The following is a 23,095-nucleotide window of genomic DNA, read 5'->3' as shown; positions in this document are numbered from 1 at the left end:
CATACCTTGTATACGAGCATTACTATGCTTTTCTTCGAAATAAAACTTGCCGAACCCAATCTTTGAATCCCAATTTCTTAGGAGTAGGTTTGCGACCATAAATAAGGCCAAATCCAAAGTAGCTGCGGTTCTTCTTCATGAAGCCGGCATTCTTTTGCAATCTGGGCAATAAATTAGGCTGTCTTTTGATTTTAGTGGTAAGGTCTTTTATCAGTAGCCAATCCTTTCTGAGTTCATTCATAACAACATTGCCATTATCTTTCAATATTTGAGGATTTTTAATTTCAACATCCTGAAATCCAGCTTGCTCTAAAGCATTATGCCACTCTTCGAAGGACAATGGATTAGTGCCAGAACCGAAGCACTGTTCCATCTGCTGTCGAAGATTAGCAGGCAATTCTTTTAGTAATGCCATTTCCAGGTCAGCTACTCTCCCCTCAGGCTTTAATACTCGATAAAACTCAAGATAAACTTTAACTTTATCTAAAAAAACGGTAATAGATTCAGCAATTACTAAGTCAAAGTGGTTGTCGTTAAACGGCAGATCATAAACATCTGAAACACTAAATTCAATTAAATGTGATACTCCTTCTTTTTCAGCCCTTAGTCTTGCTTTTTCAATCATTTGAGGACTAATATCTACGCCTGCAATTTTGCATCCCACTGTTTTAGCTAAATGACAAGCTGTTAGACCACTTCCGCATCCTGCGTCTAGCACATATTCCTCAGGTGTGACTTGTATTGCATCTAAATTGAGCTTGGTAGCAGGAAAGCCTCCCGGATGGGAACTTCCTATTCCAAGCCAAGCAATCAGTTCAAAATAGTTCATTTCCTCCACTCGTTTGTTTTCATATACCATGTATAACCCTCCTTTCGAAGGTATATAGTATTATATTCCATGGTCGAGCTTGCTGGAAACTTGTTCCTTCTTCATAATAAGAAAACTAATTTGAGTACTGTAGTACATATCCATAAGAAGACCATATAGGCGAGAAAGCAAATTATTGAATCCTCAATTTTATTTGCAATAAGATCAGAACAGAAAATTATGCCTATTACTGTTAAACTTAGATCGACTAGAACAGATATTGTGTAATTGGCTATTGAATCACCACTTTAATGTGCAACCAGTAGATCTAGCGCTGAAAGGACAGATAAAGAGATTAGAAACGTATTAGCTAATAATGTCAATTTAGATTTTGTTCCAGATTCAGTTTTTTCATTGAAACCCAATAGACTTGCTTTTGAGACAGACATTGTTTTCCCTTCTTTCATTAAACTATTTAATGATTTAACTATAGCACCGTGTAAAGGCAAACAAATGTTGCGGCAAGTCAGGTCAAGAAGTGAGCTCAGACACAACAATAATCCTGGTAAAAACAAAAGACAGATAAGTTACCGCCCAAAAAGCGGTGGCTTATCTGTCTGAACATTTCTATATTCTTTTGTATCTTCAAATCCCAGAAAAACTATAACCTAGGTAAAAGAATAGGGTATGAGTTATCTTAATTTTTTCACATCAATCGTATCATGAACCACTTCAGATTTTACATCGATGATTTCCCCAAAAGTATAGACTTGCGACCTTGAATTATGGTGTTTAGGAAATTTCTTTTTCGGAAAGTAATGTCGATAAAGTCCATATAGACTCAGCGTTGCAGCACCAACTAAAATAATCACAAAGGAAAAAATCACAGTGGTGATAACAATAAATAGAATCGCAAGGGACCATAGAATTCTATTAAGTTTTGGCAATGCGAAAACCTCCTTTATCTTAACCCTCTTACCATCCTCTTACATTGTATCATAAGTCCTTACCGTTTTAAAATCAATCGACCACTTCAACTAATTCTCCATCCTCAAAATTGATATAGAAACTGGCTTGACGTGTACAACCTTGCACACCACATGTGCCACTTCAAACATTTTCCAGCATGCTTCGTTTAATCTTATATTTCCCTGCACAGATTCTGCATATTTGGCTCCATGCTTTTGTTCCGTCAGCATGCTTGGGATTAGCGTTTTTAAATATTATTCCATTGTATTCGTACATCATGATTACTTATTACCTCTTTCTGGCAGTTAGTTAAATTTGATTGGAGTATCATTCACCCTATATTATATCATTCTCTCATAGCATTTTCTGTATAATAAGCAATTGCAATTGCACCTGGACCAACATGTAACCCGATGACCGGTCCAATATCCATTACCTCTATATCAACTTTTAAATTTTCTTTGATTATTTTAGCTAGATCTATCGCTTCATCGAAACAGTTAATATGTAAAACAACAATTTCTCCTAAACCATACATACTTACATCCAGCATCATTCTATCAACCATAGCCCTAACAGCGTTATTCTTCGTTCGAACTTTCGTTAAAACCGTTGTCTTACCGTCTTCTACAGTTAAAATCGGAATAATTTTAAATAAGTTTCCTATTAACGCACTAGCGCCACCAATTCTGCCGCCTTTTTTCAAGTACTCCAGATTTTCAGGAATAAATAAGAAACGGCTTCTTTTGATATTTTCTAAGGCCGCTTCTTTAACCTGCTCTAAGGCTTTGCCCGTCTTAGCTGCTCTGGCTGCTAAAACAACAGCAAATCCAAGTTGCATGCAGTTTGATCTAGAATCAACTATCTCTACTTGGGCATTTTCGTATTTCTCTAAGACCATGGCTTTTACTATTTGACCAGTTGATACAGTACCACTCATGTCTGAAGACAAAAAGATGCAGCAAAGGCTATCCCCCATCTCAATCGCACTTGTCATTTCTTGATACATTTCCCCAACTGAAGGTTGGGAAGAGGTTGGAATCCCTTTTGCATCCATCATTGTGTAAAACATCTTGTTATCTATGTCAATTTCCCTCATACTATTATTTCCAAACGAAAGATTTAACGATACCATTCTTATATTTAATTCTTTTCTAGTATTTTCTGGCAAGTAGCTTGTGCTATCTGTCAAAATCTGTACAGCCATCCTTTTTGCTCTCTTTCATTACATGCTAATAAGCTGAAATGCGCATGTATTAATTATATCTATATTATAACCTTTATTAACTCACTGTGTAATTTGTTTAAGAATTTAATTATAGACTTCTAAGAGAGTGGTGATATCTTCTTGTCTAAGTGATACAGGCTCTGGAGGATCTACTCGGACAATGATGAAGGTTCCCTCAATATCAGCTCTTCTGAGGGGCTTTTGGAGAAGAGGTTTGTTGCCATTGTATATTATTGAGCATCCAGGACGCACACTCTCAGCAATCTCAAGATAACCTCCGATTGTCAGTTCGAAAGCTTTAAGGTTATTTGGCATTTCTCGAATATCGGGAGATTTTCCAGGCTCCACTACAAGAACCCTTATCCATTTAACCATTTTTCCTCCTCCGGCCTCCTTCAATAAACAAAGTGAAGGATAATGAATTGATAAGACATTCTATCAGATTCTGAACTATACGGGAAGAAAAAAAGCCCCGTACGGTGCGGTTATTTTTCCGCCGACAGGGCTTTCTAATTCACTTTAAAATAAAGCAAAAAGTATTTTTGCTAATGCCACTGTTAAAGACATTCAGCAAGGACAATCCTGACTAGTCTATTCTGCTGCAGGACTCTCCGGTGCATCATCAGGTACTAATGCATTTTCAATGAGAGTACTGAGATGGTGCATTTTCATTTTAAGCTTATAGAACTTATTCATGTCATTAAACTGGTCAATGCAGTTATGACAGGGAATACAGCCAATTTTTGCCCCTGTAGCCAATAATTGATCAACTTTAGGTTTAGCTTTAATCATACGCTGCTGTTTGGTGGCAGCTACGGCTAAAGCACCACCGCCGGCTCCACAACAAATGTTATACTTGCCATCGGGATTCATTTCGCGATAATCCTCCACGACATGTTTAATAACATAGCGTTGCGGTTCATAGACTCCTTCTTTACGAACCGTATTACAAGGATCGTGCATGGTCACTGGGAGAGGATTTTTGCTCTTATCTAGTTTTAGTCTGCCTTCTTTTATCCAATCAGCGTAAATTTCAACAATGTGGCGGACAGGGAATTTTTTCCCCTTCCAGAAAGTACGCTCAAACATTTTACTGGAGCGGAAAGCGTGACCACATTCTGTGACGATAAGTTCTTTAGCATTTAAGCGCTCTACTTCTTCAAAGAGCGGACGAGAAATTTCTTGGAATTCATCATTCTTTCCTGTGAATAGACAGATATTCGTTGCGTCCCAACGCTTACTGCTCAGTGTATAATTAGCTTTGGCAGCATAAAAGACATGCAAGATAGTCTGTAATTCATGGGGATAATGTTTAACCTCTCGAGCATTGAAGCCGAACATAAAATCTGCATCCTGCTTGTCAATGGGTATTTTATAATTAGGATCGTTCAGTTCTTTCTGAAGTTCCTCCTCAAGCCATTCCAGGGTTTCGTCATAATCTAGTTGCTCTACAGCCATTTGGTTACCTGTACGGATATGGTCATCGGCAATAATTTGTAAATGACCGGGAGGTACCGGAGTTTTTCCTCGGAAAGCTCTTGTTATAGCTGCAATATTTACACCCATCGGGCATTCTACAGTACATCGTTCACACATATTGCAATTCCAAACAAAAGGATCGTTAACTAATTCTTCTCGCATGCCAAGGGCTACCTTGCGAATGAATTTACGTGGGTCTTGATCCTCAATTAAATCACTATACTTACATCCAGCCAGACACATACCACAAGAAAGGCAATTGGAAAAATCATAGCCCTTTAATAATCCAGCCAATTCATCACGCAGAGTAGGATCTAAGTCTTTAACTCTAATGGGTTCAGCCATTGTTACTATCACCTCCGACTTGATTAATATTCATTCGGTAATTCTTTTAATTGAGCCATGGAGAAGACCGGACCATCTTTACATACATATTCTGTACCAATATTACAACGTCCACAGATTCCCAATCCGCACTTCATACGCATTTCTAAGGAGGTGTAAATACTCTCAGGAGTAAAGTTTAATTTTTCAAGGACCGGTAAGGTAAATTTAATCATGGCCGGTGGTCCGCAAACGACAGCATAGGTATCAACGGAAGAAGGAGCAATTTGTTCCGTGATGCTGGGAATAAAGCCTACGTGTTTAGTCCAGCCTTCTGCCGGTCGGTCAATGGTGGTTATCAGGTTAATATTTGGATTGTTTTCCCACTCGGCTAATTCTTCTTTATAGAGTAATAAGCCGGGGTTTCTGGCACCGTAAATAACTGTAATATCACCATAGTCACCACGATGTTTGTCATCCAACATATATTTCGCCAGTGAACGCAGAGTTGTAAAAGCAAAACCTCCACCAATAATAACAACGTTTTTCCCTTTAAACTTTTCTAGGGGATAGTAATTACCCATTGGTCCTCGGACCCCTACCATAGTTCCTTCTTCCATGAGATGTAAGGCATTGGATACGCATCCTACTTTAGCAACGGAAAACTTTAGAATTCCGGGCTCAGTCGGAGAGGTTGCGATTCCAAAAGGTGCTTCGCCATGACCATAGGCACTTAGTTCTGCAAACTGCCCCGGCATATATTTAAAGTTTTCTTCATCTTGTTGATTGAGGAACTCCAGTGTAAAGGTATTGATCAGCTTATCTTCGGTTTCCACTAAATTTTTAACGAGTTTCATGGTTATTGGGATATATGGATTCAGTTGCATCATTCCACCACCAATTCTGCTTTGTTAGCCCCATCAATGACTTGTCGGATATCCATATTAACTGGGCAACCTTTTATGCAGCGACCACAGCCTACGCAGGACATAGACCCATTGTTATGGACAAAATAGTTAAACTTGTGCATCATCCGCTGACGCCAACGAGCCTTTTTATTATCCCGCGGGTTATGACCGGATCCATGAAGTGTAAAGAGCGGGGCCATACAAGCATCCCAAGTTCGAACTCTCGTGCCTTCATTCTTGCGCACTTCCTCGGAAATATCGAAGCAATGGCAGGTAGGACATGAGAATGAACAAACATTACACCCAATGCACTTTTCTTGGAGAGTATCCCAGTAAGGATTATTAAACATCTTGTCCAGCTTACTGGTGGTGGTTGAGACATCGACCTTGCTCAAGGTCACTGCATCCTTAATTTTGTCAACTAAGGCTTGTTCATCTGCAGAAAGTTCAGAGAGCGCTTCGAAACGAGCAGCCAAAGCTTTCCCTTTCTCTGTGATCACTTCTACGTCGTAGGAATCTCCAAGATCAATCAAAAAGATATCGGACCCTTCACTGCCAGCCGGAGAAAGACCAAATGAGGAGCAAAAACAAGTAGGAGCAATTTTGTTACACGCTACTCCGATTATGACCGATTTATCTCGGCGTTCAAAATAATAAGGGTCTGTATACTGATCATTTTTGAAGACCATATCTAAGAGTTGCATCCCTTTAGCATCGCAGGGTCTGATTCCAAAAAGAACGGTATTCTCTACCTTAAGCTCGCTCTTAACGGTTACTTCTTTACCTTCTTTTTTATAAGACATGAGTTTTTCATGTTGAGGAAAAAAGAAAGCTTTGGGAGGAAGTTTAGAATTCAGATAATCTTGCTTAACTTCTGAGAAGCTTTTGACTCCTTTGAAAGCAATTCCGTTAGCATCACTAACCGGAGCAATTATTTGGTACTCAGCGACTAACGCATCAAATGCCTGGCCAAATTTTTCTTTACTTATCTTCATTATCTTCACCTCACTCCTTTACCAAGAACTGTTCTGGATCATTTGCGCTGTATTCATTAAGAGCAGGTTTACCCTCTTCACTGATACCGGATTCATGGTTATACATGACGTAAACATCTTTCGTCATTTTACGGTTCAAGGCGCGGATGTCGACACCTTGTGGACATGCACGACTGCATGCACCGCAATCAACACATCGGCCAGCTAAATGCATAACACGGCCGGCTTGGAAAAGAAGATTTTCGGCACGATTTACACCGCCAGTGAGCCATCTTGGAGAATTGCAATCCACAAAACATTCCTGACAATAGCATAAAGGACAAGCATTGCGGCAGGCATAACAGCGAATGCACTTGCTCATTTGCTCTTTGAAATATTCTTGACGCTCGTTGTCAGATTTGTTTTCCAAGGCTTCTACGTCTGCAAAGGCGGCAGCTCCTTGAGCAACTTCAATCGTATCGCCAATATGAAGGTCCTCCATGACAGGGTTAGGGTAACGGCAGGTTCGACAGGTAGCATCCTTTACTTCCGTAAAGAGATACTCTTTATCCCCTTCCATTCCTTTTACAGATATTTTACCATCGCTGATACTAGCTTCGAGAATTTCCCCCACTTCAGCTCCGATTCTTCTTTGATCAATGACACCGTGACAGGAAACGCCAATAATATATAAGTCATCTCTGACAAGTTGATTTTCTTGTAACAAGACTGCTAAAGCGCGACTGTCACACCCTTTGGCGACAATGGCTTTTTTTCCGGGAGTCTTAGCTGCATAAGTCGCTAAATTATTCTCGCAAGTTTCATCCCATATCAAGGAGTCAACCCCTTCTGAAGAATGAACAAAGCAAGGAGTCGCTTTTAGTGGTAAGGAACCTTTTTCGTAACCGATAACAACATCTACTTTGCCTTCAGCCAGTAATTGACGAGCCGTTTCTCGGATATCGTTAATAATTTTACTCATCCGCTGCACCCCCGTCGACTACTTTAAAGATTCCGTTATTAGGACCAAGAGTACTGACACGCTCGGTAACCCCTTTAACAACTTCAGCAAAGCGGCCACCTTCTGCTGCTGATACCCATGAAAAACTAATCCGATCTTCTTCTAAACCAACATGGTTTAGTAAGGATTTAATAAGTGCAAATTTCCTTCTTGCTACATAATTGCCGCTAATATAATGGCAATCTCCAGGGTGACAGCCGGAAACTAAGACTCCATCTGCCCCATTGGCCATTGCTTTCAAGACATATAGGGGATTAATTCGACCGGAACATGGGACTCTGATGGTTCTAATAGTTGCAGGATATTGAATTCGACCAACACCCGCTAGATCTGCTCCTGCATAACTGCACCAGTTACACAAGAAGGCCGCAATTTTTGGTTCGTATTTTTTATTTTCAGTTTCTACCTGAATTTCTCCCATAATCATCTACCTTTCCCAATGTTATTAGGTGCCCAAAATTTATAGGGAGTTTAACATCTCCACAATTTGCTCGTTTGTACACCCTCTGAGGCTTATAGCTCCGCAACGACAACTCGAAGCGCATGCTCCACAGCCTTTACATAGAGCATCGTTCACAACTGCAACGCGGTTAACCATATCAACGGTGACGGCTTTGGCTGAACAAACTGCTTCACAAGTTCCACAGGCAGTACATTTGCGTTTGTTGACAAAAGCGTTTAGACCGGCAGATTCTACTTGATCTTGAGACAAGGCAACACCGGCGCGCCCAGCGGCTGCTTTAGCTTGTGCTACAACTTCTTCCATATTTTTAGGGCTATGAGCGATACCTGCCATAAAGACTCCATCTGTACTAAAATCAACAGGCCGTAATTTCATATGTGCCTCTAAGAAGAATCCTTCGGCATTTAAGGGGATTTTGAACCATTTGGAAAGTTTCTTGCCGTCAGCAGGCGCCTTAATGGCAGCAGCTAAGCAAACTACATCTGATTCAATCTCTATAGGTCGATCTAAAACGTGATCAGTGACTGTTACAACAAGGGTATCTGCTTCCTTGCTTACAACGGGTTTGGCATTCTCACTATAGCGGACAAAGATGATCCCGATTCGTCTTGCTTCCTCATAGTCCTCTTCGTAGTAGCCATAAGTTCTCATATCTCTGTATAGAACGAATACATTAGCCCCTGGATTTTTCTTTTTGACCTTAAGCGCTAATTTAACGGATTTAGTACAGCAGGTACGGCTGCAATACGGGTTTTCATCTGAACGAGAACCCACGCACTGAATAAAGACAAAATTCTTAGCATTATCCACTTTAGGGTCATGGTTATAGAGTGCCTCATCCATTTCGATTTGGGTCATGACGCGGTCATCTTGACCATATAAGTATTCCTTAGGCTTGTATTCTTGCCCCCCAATGGTCAGGAGTGCCACACCATGTGCCAGTTGTTCTCCATTTTCTAAAGTAGTGGTAAAGTTACCCAAGAAACCTCCAACGTCTTTTATTCCCACACCTACGTGAAGTTTAATGTTTGGATGGTTGCTTACTTGATCGATAAGCCCAGCAACAAAGGCTTTCATGTCTTCTCCTCTGAAACCGGTAGAGAATCTTCTAGCAACTCCACCTAAAGCATTATCTTTTTCCACTAAATGAACTTCATAGCCTTGATCAGCTAAAGATACGGCACTTGTCATCCCTGCTACTCCGCCGCCGATCACTAAGGCAGTATGATTCATTGACATGAAGATAGGTTGGACGGGTTGTTGCATGGAAGCACGAACGATTGCTAACTTTGTGAGATCTTTCGCTTTCTCGGTCGCTTTTTCAGGCTCGTGCATATGAACCCAGGAACATTGGTCACGGATGTTAGCCATGTCAAACAGGTGGGCATTCAAACCTGCTTCCTTCAACGTCTCTTGGAATAAAGGTTCATGAGTTCGCGGACTACAGGAAGAAACAACAATTCTATTCAGTTTCTGTTCACTGATCAATGCTTTAATCGAAGCCTGAGCATCTTGAGAACAAGCATAGATTTTGTCCGTGGCATAGGCTACGGTAGGCAGAGTCTTGGCATATTCTACAACACTGGGTACATCTACAACCCCGCCGATATTGACACCACAGTGACAAATAAAGACACCGGTTCGTATAACATCTCCGACAACATCTAATTCAGGTGGATATTCTTTTTCACTAACCAAGGTTCCACGCTCATCGGATAATAAAGCGGAGGCAGCACCGGCAGCGGCACTGGCTTGCATAACAGTTTCAGGAATATCTCTCGGTCCACTAAAGGCTCCTGCAGCAAAAACACCTGCTCTGGAGGTATTTACCCCACTTAGCGGTTCAAGCTCAGCAAATCCAAATTTGTTGACTTTGAGATCTAACATTTTGGCTAATTCTTTGGAACTGTCGCCTGGCTCAAGACCCACAGACAGAACGACTAAATCAAATTGATCTTCACAAATTTTTCCATCTTCTGTGGAGTATCTTATGCAAGCATCTCCGGAATCATCTTTGGCTTCAGTAACTTCATATACACGAGAACGAATGAAGTTAACCCCTTGATTATTCTTAGCGTTGTTATAATATTTTTCGAAATCCTTACCAGGGGTTCTCATGTCCATATAGAAAATGGTTGTATCCACTGGAATATGGCTGTGTTCTTTAGCAATAACGGCTTCTTTGATAGCGTACATACAGCAAACACCAGAACAGTAATTATTATTGATTTTGGCGTTTCTGGAACCGACACATTGGATCCAAGCAATCTTTTGTGGCTCTTTTTGATCAAAAGGTCTTACTAAATGTCCGTCAAAGGGACCAGAAGCGCTGAGAAGGCGCTCAAATTCAAGGCTTGTTATAACGCTTTTGATTTTTCCATAACCGTAGTAATCAAGCCTGGAGGCGTCAAATATTTTGAAGCCGGGATTAAGAATCATTGACCCTACTTCGACTTCAAATTCTTTGTCTTCCATCTGATGGTCGATTGCGCCAGCTTGACATGCTTTAACACATTTCAGGCAAATGTCTTTCCCCTTGGCTTTACCCCGAGTTTGATACAAGCAATTTTTTTCGTCAATTCCATAGGCATTTGGGAAGGCTTGCGAATACTGTTTAAACGCAGCTTTTCGTTTTCCTAGGCCCTGATTAAATTCATCATCGACTTTTACCGGACAAGCTTCAGCACAGGCTCCACACCCCGTACATTTTTCCAGATCAATGTAACGTGCCTTTTGCTTAATAGTGACTTTAAAATTTCCGGCTTCTCCTTCTGTTTTAACAACTTGTGAATTGGTGTAGGTTCTGACGTTAAGATGGCGTCCGCATTCAACCAGTTTTGGTGACAAAATACACATCGAGCAATCATTGGTTGGGAAGGTCTTATCCAACATTGGCATAGTTCCGCCGATTGCTGACGATTCTTCTACCAAATGAACTAAGTATCCCGACTCTGCTAAATCCAGTGCAGCTTGAATCCCGGCAATTCCAGCGCCAACAATCAAAACAGAACCTATTTTATTTTGACTCATTACAACCCCTCTTTCATCCTTACTCCTTATTAAAGATAGTTACAACAATCACAAGGAACATTAATTAACTTCGCCATTTAATTGAAAAATCCTTTTTAGAAATGACGAAATATTATGGAATTAAATAATTTTATAGCAATCTACCCTTATTAAATCATTTAATGACATATGTTCAAAATTTTGAACACTAATAAGGATAGAAAAGCTCAGTTATTATACTAATTTAAACTAAACTTAGAATGCAATATTACTAACCATAATTGTAAATCAATTGAATTGGTATGACTTAGGGAAATGGAAAACCAGGTTCTATAATGCTCTTACGAAGCTCCTCTGAAATCGTAATTTCGCGGCCAAGAGTAAAGGAATAGAGCGTACAACTCGTAACCTCTACCTTATTTAAGCGTTCAATAGCTTGGGCGTAGAGTGACAGTTGCAGAGTATACCGCTCTCTTAAAATCTGCTCTGGGTCAGTTTCATTGTCTGTTCGAAATGAATCTGTCTTGTAGTCAAGAATTTCTGCTGTAATATTACCGCATTCATCCTTGTGCATAATAACCACATCAATAACCCCTTGGACCATGACATTTGTCCGGTCCTCGCACGGAAATGTTAGTGTAAAGGGTAATTCTCGAAGAATTTGTTCTGCTTTGAAAAGTCGCTGACTTAGGGGGGTGCCCAAGAAATGTACAACCTGTTCTGGTTGAATGACACTCCGTTGCTCATAACTAAGTATTTCTCGATGTTCTAATTGATTCAGAAATTCCTTTATTTCATTAACCTGCTCCTTCAGAGACAGGCTTGGCCAATGGGTTGTCCATTCTTTAAAGGGAAGATGCTGCATAACTGTGTGCAAAGCGGTTCCTCGTTCGGCAGCAGTTAATTGTTTTGTTGCTTGAAGGAATTTTGGCCTTTTTATGGTATCCGATTGATTTCGAAGTGTGGATATTGAGGACGCTTCATCATTTACATGCCAGGTTTGTTGACGTTTTAGTTCACTAACACTCGTTTTAGCAACCTGCCGAACAGACTTTGGATGTGGGTACTGCCAGTTTAGACGTCGACTGACCTCAGAATACCATTCTTCAAAGGTCTTAATATTAGAAGAGTTCTCTGTATTGCTTTGCTCGGCATCGGTATCCGTTTCCTTCTTTGGTGCTTCTTCGACGCTTTCGTCAAGTTCCTGAGATTCTTCCCTGTTTACCTCTTTAACTGATGTTAAACTGCAGTGACGATGAAGTTCCCATTTTGAACTTATATCTGGCATAGTTAATGTTAAAGGAGAATTTTCCTCACCAAAAAGTCGGTCTGGATGTCGTGCTAAGGCAGGACCGATCCAATCCAGAAAGCACTTGGCACTCCGGAGTTGACCTGATGGCAAGGGGATATCTTGCCAATCTAAAGTACGATACCATTTATTGAGTGTATCATCGAAATTGTCCAAGGAGCCATAAAGTAATAAACGTTCCTTAGCCCTTGTAAGGGCTACATAAAGAATCCTCAACTCCTCAGCCAAAGATTCTTGAGCCAAGCGTTGTTTGACAGCGTATTGAATTAACGAGGGATAGCGCACATTGTTTTCTACATCGATGATGGGCATACCAATTCCTAATTTGGAGTGTAGAAGCATCTTACCTCTGAGGCTTTGGGTATTGAAAGTTCGACCTAGACCAACCACGAAAACAACAGGGAATTCCAGGCCTTTGCTGGCGTGAACCGTAATTAACCGAACGACATCTTCATTTTCTCCTAATGCTCGAGCACTTCCCATGTCTTTTCCTTGTCCTTGGAAGCGATCCAGAAAACGCAGGAAACGGAACAAGCCGCGGTAACGAGTTGCTTCAAAGCGACGGGCACGGTCATAGAGCACACGCAGATTTGCTTGACGCTGTACGCCTGCCGGTAAGGTTCCGACATAAGCCAAGTACCCTGTTTCTACATAAAGAGACCAAAGCAAATCTGCCAAGGAAGTACGTCGGGATCGTGTTCGCCATGATTGCAGGTTAAGCCAAAAATCCGAGATTTTCTCCTTTAACATGGGAGCGACGGATAAAATCAGACGAGCCTTGTTAAGTTTTTCTGGCAAGGATTCCTCATATAGCCCTAAGATGATTTTAAACTCATCGACTTGCTCTAAGGCAGGATTTCCCTCGTCAAGCCCGGCCCATACTGCAATGGTAAGTGCTTCAAAGAAATCCCCTTCGGGGAGCATCATGCGAATTTGGCCTAACTCTCTCCCATTTAGACCTACCAACGGGGAGCGCAAAACTGCTGCCAAAGGAATATCCAGATGTGGATTATCAATGATTTTAAGAAGTGACAAAATTGTTTCCACTTCACTGGCTCCGAAGTAACCGCTGGTTGTTTCGGCATAAACAGGAATGCCAGTGTTCTGGAATTCTTCTATATAGATTGGTGCCACCGCTGAATAAGAACGCATCAAGATAACAATATCAGAATATCGAACTGGTCGAAATTTTGTATTGTTTTTGTCATAGATTTGAAATTCCGCTCCTTGGACAATCCCCTGAATCCTCTGGCTGACAAGGCGTGCTTCGATTCGAGCTTTATCCATATCTTCTGATGATAAAGTGTCTCCCAAGTCCTCAGCATCATTTTCTGCAGGGTTGACACCTTCTGATCTGTCACTTTCTGATGGTCCTTCGCTCAAAGTAGCAATATCTTTTGTCCCTTCATCAGAATATGAATTCAGCTCGTCTTTTATACTCTTTGAGTCAATAAGGTGAACTTCAATTGGCCCTTCTGCTGTGCGAATTTGATTTTTCCCGGAAACAAAGGATGCTCCATATTGTAAGGCTGCCTGGTCCTCATAGGCGATTTCCCCTGCGCTTAAGGTCATGATCTGACGAAAGAGAAAATTAACCCCCTCAACCACCTCAAGCCGACTGCGAAAGTTACGGTTTAGATCAATGACCATTGTCTTAGTATCCTTTGTCATGTCTGATTGCCAATGTGGAAGCAGGTTGTATTTTGCAATAAATAAATTAGGGTCTGCCATGCGAAAACGATAAATGCTTTGTTTGACATCACCCACCATAAACAGATTAGGGGACTCCCCTTGTCTGGATACCTGATGTAAAATGCGTTCTTGGACAGGGTTAATGTCCTGATATTCATCCACTAATACTTCAGCAAAAAACTCCTTTAATCCTTGGGCAATCAAAGAAGCCTCACCCTCTTCTTCCAGTAATCGGAGGGCAAAATGCTCCAGGTCAGTAAAGTCTAAAATATTGCGTTGTCCCTTGGCAGTTGCATAAACTTGAGAAAACTCGCTCACTAAGTCACTGAGTGTTTGAGCCATCGTTCCCATCTCTCGCAAGCCAGGCAACTGTTCATTGAGAGGATAAGCGAAGACCGCTTCCTTTAAAGAATTCAGTTTCTTTTTAGCGTCATCCCTTAATTTTTTACTTTCTTCCTGTAACCCTTTTTTCATAGATTCACCGTATTCAGCTTGTTCTTCAACCAGAGCAGACTTCTGCTTCGATTTTGATCTTATCGCCGGCAGCTTTGGAAAGTTCACCGCGGAGTAAAACTCCGCTTCAACCTCAGCCCAATCCCCTTCTTGTAAAGCTCGGTTAAGTAACCCAATGCGGTTTAGATCATCTTGCAAGGTTGCTGAGTAAAGCATTGGTCCCCCTGGAGATTGGGTAATTTGTTTGGCCCTAGCGAGTAAGCCTAAACTTTCACTCACAAGATCGAGTAGTCCTTGGCGAAGGGCTTGCCCCCATTCGCTTTGCATAAGGGATTTAATACTATCCCAAGAATAGGCCCTTTTAAGCGAATTTAACCACGACTTAGGTTGGGGTTGACTATAGGCGAATGAATAGAGATTAAGAACATGCTCAATTAAGGGGTGATCATCACGATCCGTGCCAAAGGCTTCGACAAGCCTCAAAAACTCATCGTCTTCTATAGCATATCTAGTCTCAAAGATTTCTTCAATGACATCCTGACGCAGTAACTCTGCCTCAGCTTGATCCGCAACTCGAAAGGCTGGATCTAGCTCAAGTTGGTAAAAGTACTTTCGGATCAACTCCAGACAGAATGAATGAAGTGTCGTAATACTAGCCTGATGAAGAAGGGTGCGTTGGCTTAGTATGCGCTCCATTTCCCTAGGCTCTTGTTCTTGAAACAGAGCGTCGTCTAAGGCTTTGCCGATACGCTCTCGCATTTCATTGGCCGCTGCTTTTGTAAAGGTTACAACCAAGAAGCGGTCAACATCGACAGGGTCTTCAGCATTCTTAATGCGGCGGATTAACCGTTCCACAAGTACAGCTGTTTTGCCTGAACCAGCTGCGGCGGCAACTAAGAGTTCTCCTTGCAACATGATGGCGGCATTCTGTTCTTCAGTCCATTTGGGTTTACTCACTCAGATTACCGCCTTTCAACTTACGAGTCTCGATCTTTAGTTCCTTCTTCGGCTCATTCTCTTCACCAAGCCAGTTTAAAGCCAAAGCGTTGGGATCCTTTATTTCGGGCAAAGAGTCACAAGGAGTACCTTCTTTTGATATATCCAGTCGATCCCAAACCTCCTCTGGTTTTAGAGAAGACAGGTCTCGGTATTGATTTTCCGGCAGGTAGGGGTCAAAGTGACACACGGGCTTATATGCACAATACTGGCATCCCGTACTTTTTCCTCTGCGGAAAGGAGATAGGGAAATGTCACCGTCTAGTATTTCTTCCCCTTTCTCTCGAAACCACTGATGAAGATAGTCACTAAGCAGAGAAAATTGACCCTCAGTAAGGACATTAGTCCCTTTTTTAAAGGTGCCATCTTTTTTCAATTTAAGTCCCAATAATTCGGATTGTCCTGTTGTAAACGTTGAATCCATGGCTTCTAACACTCTAGGATTTGCTAATAAATAACCACTAACTTTGACTGCTCTGACGCGATGTTGCTCCAACTCTTCCGTACTAAGAGGAAGTTTCTCTTCGAGCTGAGGTTCCAGTACGGGGAAATAAAGAAATCCCGCAGGAATCTTCTCTAGAAATGGGTTATCTCTCCCTGCAGCAATCTCACTCATGGTACTGTCTGTACTTGATTCCGTTTCCTCTGACGAAGGCAAAGCTAGCGTAGTATTTAACAAGACTTCCGCTCCCTGTAGAGCGACGTTTAAATAAGTAAGCAGTTGGAGATTTAAGCCGTAATAAATAGAATCCAGCGATAAGGATAACTCACGGGACTTATAATCAAGGATACGCAGATAGACTTGTCCATCTAAGAAAGCAGCATCCACTCGGTCAATTTGTCCGCAGAGCACCAACGAATCGTCTTCATTTAACGGGATCTCCACTCCGGGAAGGGTCTCTTGCGGACCAAAACCTACTTCGAGTTGGATGGGAATAAATATCCCTTTTCGGGCATGTTCGCCTAACACTCGAACTGCATGATGAACTGTGCGCTTCAGTTTACGGGTTAAATAGCGGTAGCGAGCGCTGCTTAAAAGGATTTCATGCTGCAGACTGGGTGCTATTTGATCTGCCAGCTCACTAATAAGTGCCCAAGATTCTTCCTTCGTCAATTTGCCCCAATCTAAGCCGCGTGACTGTAGTTCGATTGCAAAATCATGTAAAAGAGTATGAAAGAATTCCCCCATATTGGGGCTGGATAATTGATAAGCAGATCTCTCACGCAACTTCAGTCCATAACGGGCATAATGACCAAAAGGACATTTGGCGAATTGTTCCAGACGAGAGACACTAGCCATCAAGCGTTTACCATATAAGCGTCGAGCCAGCGGACGCTGCAGTTTCCCCTCCTGATTCTGGGTCGTGAGGCTGGCCTGTAATCTCTTGGTTTGATTATGCCGAAGCGGATCCTCGATGAGCCACTTTTCGGTTGCCTGCCAAAGAGTTGAAAGCGGTACTCCTTGGCGCAGAGTGCGTAGTTGATCCGCATAGATTTGAAGAGTAGAATCCGGTTGACTAATCTGATATATGTCTTCTTGGTTTCCCAGGAAATTCTCACTCAGGGTTGGAAAAAGGTGGCCGATCCGTGTGACAACAGGGGAAACTGTCAGTCCTTTCCCCTCTTCATCAGTCAAAGGATAAGAAACCACAAGTTTTTCTACAGCGCGGGTGAGTGCCATATATATGAAAAACTGTTCTTCATAAGTCTGAGACTTTCCTTTTGGAGCAAGGGCAACCCCTGCTTTCTCTAACTGTACCCTTTCCTCAGCGTCAAGTACTCCGTCAGAAACTGGTCGTGCAGGAAGTATGCCTTCGTTAGCCCCTATGAGAAAAAGAACTTGCACTTCGGGATTTCGTGATCGATCTAATGAACCCACTAAAACTTGGTCAAGTCCGGGGGGAATCAGACCTAGTTCAATCCCTTCTATCCCTGAAGAAAGTATTAAAGCATAGTCCTCGAGCTCCAGGCTTTCTTCCCCCAAACCAACCACAATTTCATCCAGGACTTGAACGACGGATTCCCAGATTTGTTCATGCAACCGAGCCTCGCCCAGATCTCCTTCTTCTTGGGCTTTTTGCGACCACCTTTTTAAGGTTGAAGGAATATTTAAAGTTTCCAGAAAAACATATAATGCTTCCGTGACTGTCCGCACATTTGAAGCTCTAGACTCACCTTTCGATACGAATCCATGCATCAATGGAGCAATGAGGTCGTAAACAGTCTGTCTGGAGGAGTTTAGTTCCTCTTGAAACATAAGCTCCGTAACCCGTTGTTCCTCATTTTTTCCTAAAGTCCATTGACGGTGATATCGCCAATCAACATTTCTCGTCCAGCCCTCGCCATGTATCCCATGTTCTAATACATAGTTTTCCAAGCGATCGACCGCATCCCTTTGAAGCGGAAAAAAATCGGTTTTTAAACAGCGAAATAGAGGTTCGTACCTCCAATTGCTCTGCGCAACTTCCAAGATGGATTGAAGCAATTCAATTAGCGGATGGTGGAGGACAAAACGTTTATAATCTAAGAAATGTGGGACTTCATAGGACGTGAAAACTTGAGCAATCAGTTCGGCATAACCTGAGAGGTCACGAGTCGTGACCGCCATCTCATTCCAGCAAAACCCCTCATCCCTAGCCAAGCGCCTTAGTTCTCGTGCTACTCCCTCTACTTCAGCCCTCCGATTGACTGCTGAAAAAACCTGAATGCCCTCAGTTGCAGTGTCAACAGCGACAGGCGCTTCATCCCTAGAATTGCATGAATCGAAAGACTGATTAGTTCCATAAGATACAGTTGGATACGCAGCATAATATTTTTCCAAATGCCAAAGCCAAGGCTGTTTAAATCGTTTTGAGGCTTTAAGCAAGGTAGGAGTATGTATATGGGTACCTGTTTCCAAAGCAATGAGTTGCAGGTCCTGGTAAGTTTTCCAAGGTCCTGCAAACAGCTCCTCACCCGCTCTAAATATCCCTGTTCCTAGATGGTGCTCCTCTGAAAGGTAATTCGGATCAAGAGAGGACGTAATGACAACTTCCTGAGCAGTTAACATGATAATCTTTAAGACTTCTAATTCTTGAGGGGTAAATCCGGTAAACCCGTCAACCCATACTTTTGCCCCTCGGATAAGAGGGGCATGAGGGATTTTTTCTGCCAAAACTGTCAGCTCATCATCTGGATCTCGAATTCCCTGCCCAAGTGTTGCTTGAAACTCTTCATAAATGAAAGCTAAGTCATCAAGCTTATCTAATAAAATACTGTTCGCAGTTTTAGCCTTTCGTAAATCATTTGGGACAACTCCATAAGTCTTAAATTCTCCGATGGCTTGAGCAAGCAGTTCAGCCATGCCAGGTCGGGTAGCAGAGCGCGCGAAGGCCTTTAATTTGAGACGGTGCTTTAAAAGAATTTTGCGAATCAGCATCCGTTTTCCTATCGTGCCGATCAAAACTTTTTGTCCGCCTCCAGTCTCTGAAAATACCCGCCAGCCCAAGCGTCGAAAACTTAAAACCTGAGCTCGCAAGCTTCCTCCAAGATCCGGCGTATTAGCTAAAGCAACCTCCAACTGATAGGTAGCCTGTTCGGGAACGAGGAGGATAAACGGTGCCCCTCCCGGTTCATTGCGGAGCTCACTTCGGATTTCTTCTAAACACAGGGTGCTCTTGCCACTGCCGGCTCGACCAAAAATGAAACGGAAACCCATATAACTCCCTCCCTTCAACAAGACATTTCATCAACACACAAAATTATTTTCATGTTTTAAAATAGTTTAGAGCGCAGAATGCATGTAACCCATTGTTCATCATAGGTATTATAGAAGCGACTTGGGGGTGATGGACAGTGCGTATTTATGTTTTATCTCGGCGAAAACTGCTCTTAGGATTATTGTTTCTGTTCACTGTGGGGGGGATTCTGGCTATAACTCAATTTACGCTGACAACCCCCTCTTTGGTTCGGACTCCCGGTACTTACTATATGGCAAATACCCCGGAAAAGGTTGTAGCGCTTACCTTTGATGATGGACCGGATCCAATCGATACCCCCGATATACTGGATATCCTAAAAGAAAAGGAGGTGCGGGCCACATTCTTTGTTTTGGGGAAGGCGGCACAATCGAACCCTGCCATATTAAAGCGCTTAGTAAAAGAAGGACATGAAGTTGGAAATCATGGTTTTAACCATGATTATCAACAACGCCATTTAGTTAAAGAAATGAATCAAACAGATCAAGCAGTTTATGCTGCAACAGGCTACCACACATATTTTTATCGTCCTCCCGGCGGGTTCGTATCAAAAACTCAACTGGAAACCACTAACCGAAATGGCCATGTCGTAGCTCTGTGGAGCGTTGACAGCAAAGATTGGAAAAATCCAGGAGTAAAACAAATTGTGGACAATGTTGTCAAAAATGTTTTCCCAGGCTCAATTATCCTCATGCATGACGGAGGTTATCAACGCAGTCAAACAGTAAAATCACTAGGTCCCATTATTGATGCTTTGAGAGCTCGCGGTTATCGCTTAGCTACTTTGAGTGAACTTAAAACCTTGGATTCAGAAACAAAGTAATAATGCATTAACTCACTCATTAGAAATAAATCCGCTTCCGAAAACTTCTCCGGCATTTTGAATAATTATAAAGGCTTGAGGATCTATTTCCCGCACAGCTCGTTTTAGACGGCCTATTTCAGGCAGACTTACGACACAAATAACAATGTCTTTCGGCTCACAAGAGTAAGCACCTCTGCCATGTAAAAACGTAGCCCCCCGTCCTAAATCAACCATAATTCGGGCGACGAGTTCCTCGGATCGATCTGAAATGATGGTAATTGACTTTGCTGGCACGCCGCTCTCGATTAGATCAAGGACACGGCCATATACGAACAGCATTACCAAAGTATAGAGTGCTGCTTTCGGGCCAAGTACCGCCCAAGATATCAAGATAATGACCCCGTTGATAGCTAGAGCTGAGGTGCCCATAGGTACTCCATACTTGCGTTGAATGACTTTAGAGACGATATCGGTGCCCCCCAGGCTGCCACCAAAGCGAAAAACAATAGCTGAGGAAACTCCTGAGATGACCCCTCCATAGAGAGCCCCTAAAAAAATGTCGTTAAAATCGAAAGGTTGAATGCCGTTAAATAAGTCCAGAAAGATAGAGAAAATCGCTAATCCCCATATGGTTTTAAAAACGAACTGTTTATCAACTTCTTTCCATCCTAAAACAAATAACGGTACATTTAGAATAAATGTCACGATCCCAATCGGAAGATTAAAGGTGTAGTAGAGGAGCAGGGCAATTCCACCGACGCCGCCTCCACTCAAACCGGAATAGACAATAAAGCCTTGAATTCCATAAGCGGCAAGGATGGCACCGACACCAATCCCTATAATCTCTCCAATAGACTTTGATCGCTTTGTAAGTTTCAAATAAATGCCCCCTACTTTTTTGGTTACAGATTACATTTCATTATACAGACATATATATTGTACGTAAAGTCGAGTCACAATATAGAAACTTACTGGCACCAAGACTTAAGGTTCCAGACCGACTCGATACAAGGAGGGCTTAGACATGCATTTATCTGCAGATCTAAGCCCTCCTTGAGATTGCCGAACAATTACTGTTATTTACCCTTTTGCCATACCCGATATAGTATCCAACTCAAGGCACCGATTAAAAGGTAAGGGGAGGCATACCCTATCCCCACTACCAGATAATTAAGTCCATTCCAGGTACTGCTCAAAGTTTTCAATATAGCATCCCCTGCCGCTTTCCAGGTTTCACTCCAAGAAATCGGTTGCCACGGGTTCGTGACATTGAGATTTGGACTTTGGCGAGTAACGATTTGAAGGGTTACCGTGGAGTAGTCTACCTGATGGTTCCAAAGTTTTAATTGACCCTTTAATTGTTCAATCTGTTGACGAACGTTGCTCAGTGAGTTTTCCACTTTAAGCACGTCCTCAATAGTTGTCGACTTGTCAAGGATTTCGAGGTAACGTTTCTCTTCAGCCTCTAAAATTTGTAAACGTGCCTGGGAATCATAGTATTGGTTAGTTATATCATTGGCCTGCAAGCGTTGTTCGAGCACCTTACCCCAAGCAGAAAGGGTATCCTGCAACCCAGCAAGCTTGTCGGCGGGAATCTTAACCGTCAACTGCGCGGATGAATGATAATCTGATTCGCTTTGTTGAGATATGACCACATATCCTCCCAGTTGTTTTACCTCTTCGCTGATTTGCGTCACCGTATCCTTAATGGTTGCCACCTCAAGTGTTAAGTCTAAATCATGAATAATTTTCCGAGAAACCCCGGTATCTGCGGGAGAAACGCTTGGTTGATCTGGCGAAACAGGAGAAATTTCAAGATTTTTACGCATATCTGAAGAGCTATTTGCACTGTATAGCGAATCTTTCTGAAGTGATCGTGATTCAATAATTTCTTCATTTGCTATTAAGGTGTCATTAGCCCCTTTTATTTTAGCATTACTATCAGCGCCCCTTTCCATTGAACCTTTTGAATCCGCAGCCTGCGGGGGGCTTCCTGTCGATTGGGCTAACTTCTGAGTGCTCCCCATGCGTGGAAAAATGTTCAATGAACCATTCATAGCTTCCTGCCCAATGATCACGAAGAATGCCAGCGCAACCACAGAAAGACTTAGTTTCCAATGACCAAAATTACTCATAGTGAGCAGTCTTGAACGTAATCGTTGAGCTAGACTTTCCTTTTCGTTAATATTCACATCAACATGAAGCTCTTTTAAATCTTCAATGCCGGTCATTTTTTCAAGAGCCTTTTGCTTCACACTCTGCTTAATTTGCTCATTACCCTCTATATCTGCCTCAATCGTTTGGAAGAAACCTTTCATACGTTGCAAATCACCATCCTCTTCCCAGAGTGCGGTGAGATCCGTTTTATAAAAAAATCTTTTCATCGGACTCTGCCTCCTCTGTCCAGGTTCCCCTGGTAGATTTTTCGGAACCCTTTCTTAGCTCGGTATAGAAGGCTGTCCACTGCCTGCTGTGTTGTTCCTAAGATTTCTGCCGCTTCTCCTGCACTGAAACCTTCAATTAATCGGAGTTGGATAACGTTAACCTGTTGAGGAGAGAGCTTAGCCAAGGTTTCTTTAACACTTAACAGGGTTGCCCAGGTTTCACTTTGATCGGATTGTTGCGTCATGGGTAACGGCGTATCTTCGAGGGTCATCACAGGGGTACGTTTATGACTTCGGTAATAATCTGCAATTTGATGAGTCGCAATTTTTAGGGCCCAAGACTTAAGAGCCGTCTTTTTTTCCATATTTGGCAGACCGCGCCACACTTTCACGATTATTTCTGCGGTCACATCTTCCACATCTGGCTTAGGTATTCGAATCGAAACGAATCGGTAGATCAATGGAAATAAAAGTTCATAGGTCTCATCAAAGGTCGAATTGGCCTCCACCTCGTCGTCAGCCTCCTGCCTTCTCTC

The 23,095-nt window shown here is 42.2% G+C and carries 16 protein-coding genes; 1 reads left to right on the top strand and 15 read right to left on the bottom strand.

The features are described 5' to 3' along the window. Positions 1–22 precede the first annotated feature (22 nt). From LJE72_RS02840 to addB, 12 genes are all read right to left on the bottom strand, one after another. Complete coding sequence (locus LJE72_RS02840; protein WP_229246119.1) at positions 23–859, bottom strand: class I SAM-dependent methyltransferase; 837 nt, start codon at positions 857–859, stop codon at positions 23–25. A gap of 641 nt (positions 860–1,500) precedes the next feature. Further along, entirely contained in the window at positions 1,501–1,755 is a 255-nt protein-coding gene (locus LJE72_RS02835; protein ID WP_229246118.1) for a hypothetical protein, read from the bottom strand. Positions 1,756–2,123: 368 nt separating this feature from the next. Next, a complete protein-coding gene (locus LJE72_RS02830) occupies positions 2,124–2,984 on the bottom strand; it encodes a DegV family protein (protein ID WP_229246117.1) in 861 nt (286 codons plus the stop codon). A gap of 105 nt (positions 2,985–3,089) precedes the next feature. Next, entirely contained in the window at positions 3,090–3,380 is a 291-nt protein-coding gene (locus tag LJE72_RS02825; protein WP_229246116.1) for a DUF3846 domain-containing protein, read from the bottom strand. Between the two features lie 216 nt (positions 3,381–3,596). After that, on the bottom strand, positions 3,597–4,829 hold the full coding sequence (locus LJE72_RS02820) for a (Fe-S)-binding protein (RefSeq protein ID WP_229246115.1): 1,233 nt from the start codon (positions 4,827–4,829) through the stop codon (positions 3,597–3,599). Between the two features lie 23 nt (positions 4,830–4,852). Then, on the bottom strand, positions 4,853–5,695 hold the full coding sequence (locus tag LJE72_RS02815) for an FAD/NAD(P)-binding protein (RefSeq protein ID WP_229246230.1): 843 nt from the start codon (positions 5,693–5,695) through the stop codon (positions 4,853–4,855). Beyond that, entirely contained in the window at positions 5,695–6,711 is a 1,017-nt protein-coding gene (locus tag LJE72_RS02810) for a 4Fe-4S dicluster domain-containing protein (RefSeq protein WP_229246114.1), read from the bottom strand. The genes LJE72_RS02815 and LJE72_RS02810 overlap by 1 nt, the downstream gene beginning before the upstream one ends. Before the next feature lie 10 nt (positions 6,712–6,721). Next, complete coding sequence (locus LJE72_RS02805; RefSeq protein WP_229246113.1) at positions 6,722–7,672, bottom strand: 4Fe-4S dicluster domain-containing protein; 951 nt, start codon at positions 7,670–7,672, stop codon at positions 6,722–6,724. Next, positions 7,665–8,132, bottom strand: a complete 468-nt coding sequence (locus LJE72_RS02800; protein ID WP_229246112.1) for a hydrogenase iron-sulfur subunit — start codon at positions 8,130–8,132, stop codon at positions 7,665–7,667. Before LJE72_RS02800 ends, LJE72_RS02805 begins: the two co-directional genes overlap by 8 nt. A gap of 39 nt (positions 8,133–8,171) precedes the next feature. Next, on the bottom strand, positions 8,172–11,204 hold the full coding sequence (locus LJE72_RS02795) for an FAD-dependent oxidoreductase (protein ID WP_229246111.1): 3,033 nt from the start codon (positions 11,202–11,204) through the stop codon (positions 8,172–8,174). A gap of 286 nt (positions 11,205–11,490) precedes the next feature. Then, entirely contained in the window at positions 11,491–15,594 is a 4,104-nt protein-coding gene (locus LJE72_RS02790; RefSeq protein ID WP_229246110.1) for a UvrD-helicase domain-containing protein, read from the bottom strand. Then, a complete protein-coding gene (addB, locus tag LJE72_RS02785; protein WP_229246109.1) occupies positions 15,587–19,330 on the bottom strand; it encodes a helicase-exonuclease AddAB subunit AddB in 3,744 nt (1,247 codons plus the stop codon). Before addB ends, LJE72_RS02790 begins: the two co-directional genes overlap by 8 nt. Before the next feature lie 137 nt (positions 19,331–19,467). Here addB and LJE72_RS02780 point away from each other — a divergent pair, with 137 nt between their 5' ends. Then, entirely contained in the window at positions 19,468–20,193 is a 726-nt protein-coding gene (locus LJE72_RS02780; protein WP_229246108.1) for a polysaccharide deacetylase family protein, read from the top strand. Positions 20,194–20,205: 12 nt separating this feature from the next. On the opposite strand, the gene LJE72_RS02775 is transcribed toward LJE72_RS02780, so the two are convergent. The 3 genes from LJE72_RS02775 to LJE72_RS02765 form a co-directional block, all read right to left on the bottom strand. Then, positions 20,206–21,054 (bottom strand): YitT family protein, encoded by an 849-nt coding sequence (locus LJE72_RS02775; RefSeq protein WP_229246107.1) that lies wholly within the window; start codon positions 21,052–21,054, stop codon positions 20,206–20,208. 197 nt (positions 21,055–21,251) lie between these two features. Further along, on the bottom strand, positions 21,252–22,559 hold the full coding sequence (locus tag LJE72_RS02770) for a DUF4349 domain-containing protein (protein ID WP_229246106.1): 1,308 nt from the start codon (positions 22,557–22,559) through the stop codon (positions 21,252–21,254). Continuing rightward, the gene (locus LJE72_RS02765; RefSeq protein WP_073030201.1) at positions 22,556–23,068 is read right to left on the bottom strand and encodes an RNA polymerase sigma factor; all 513 of its coding nucleotides are present in this window, start codon (positions 23,066–23,068) and stop codon (positions 22,556–22,558) included. Before LJE72_RS02765 ends, LJE72_RS02770 begins: the two co-directional genes overlap by 4 nt. Positions 23,069–23,095 lie beyond the last annotated feature (27 nt).

The sequence above is a fragment of the Desulfosporosinus shakirovi genome (genome assembly GCF_020595055.1).
Taxonomy (GTDB): domain Bacteria; phylum Bacillota; class Desulfitobacteriia; order Desulfitobacteriales; family Desulfitobacteriaceae; genus Desulfosporosinus; species Desulfosporosinus shakirovi.
Note: the sequence above shows the minus strand (reverse complement) of the source record. Positions and strands in the feature narration are given on the sequence as shown.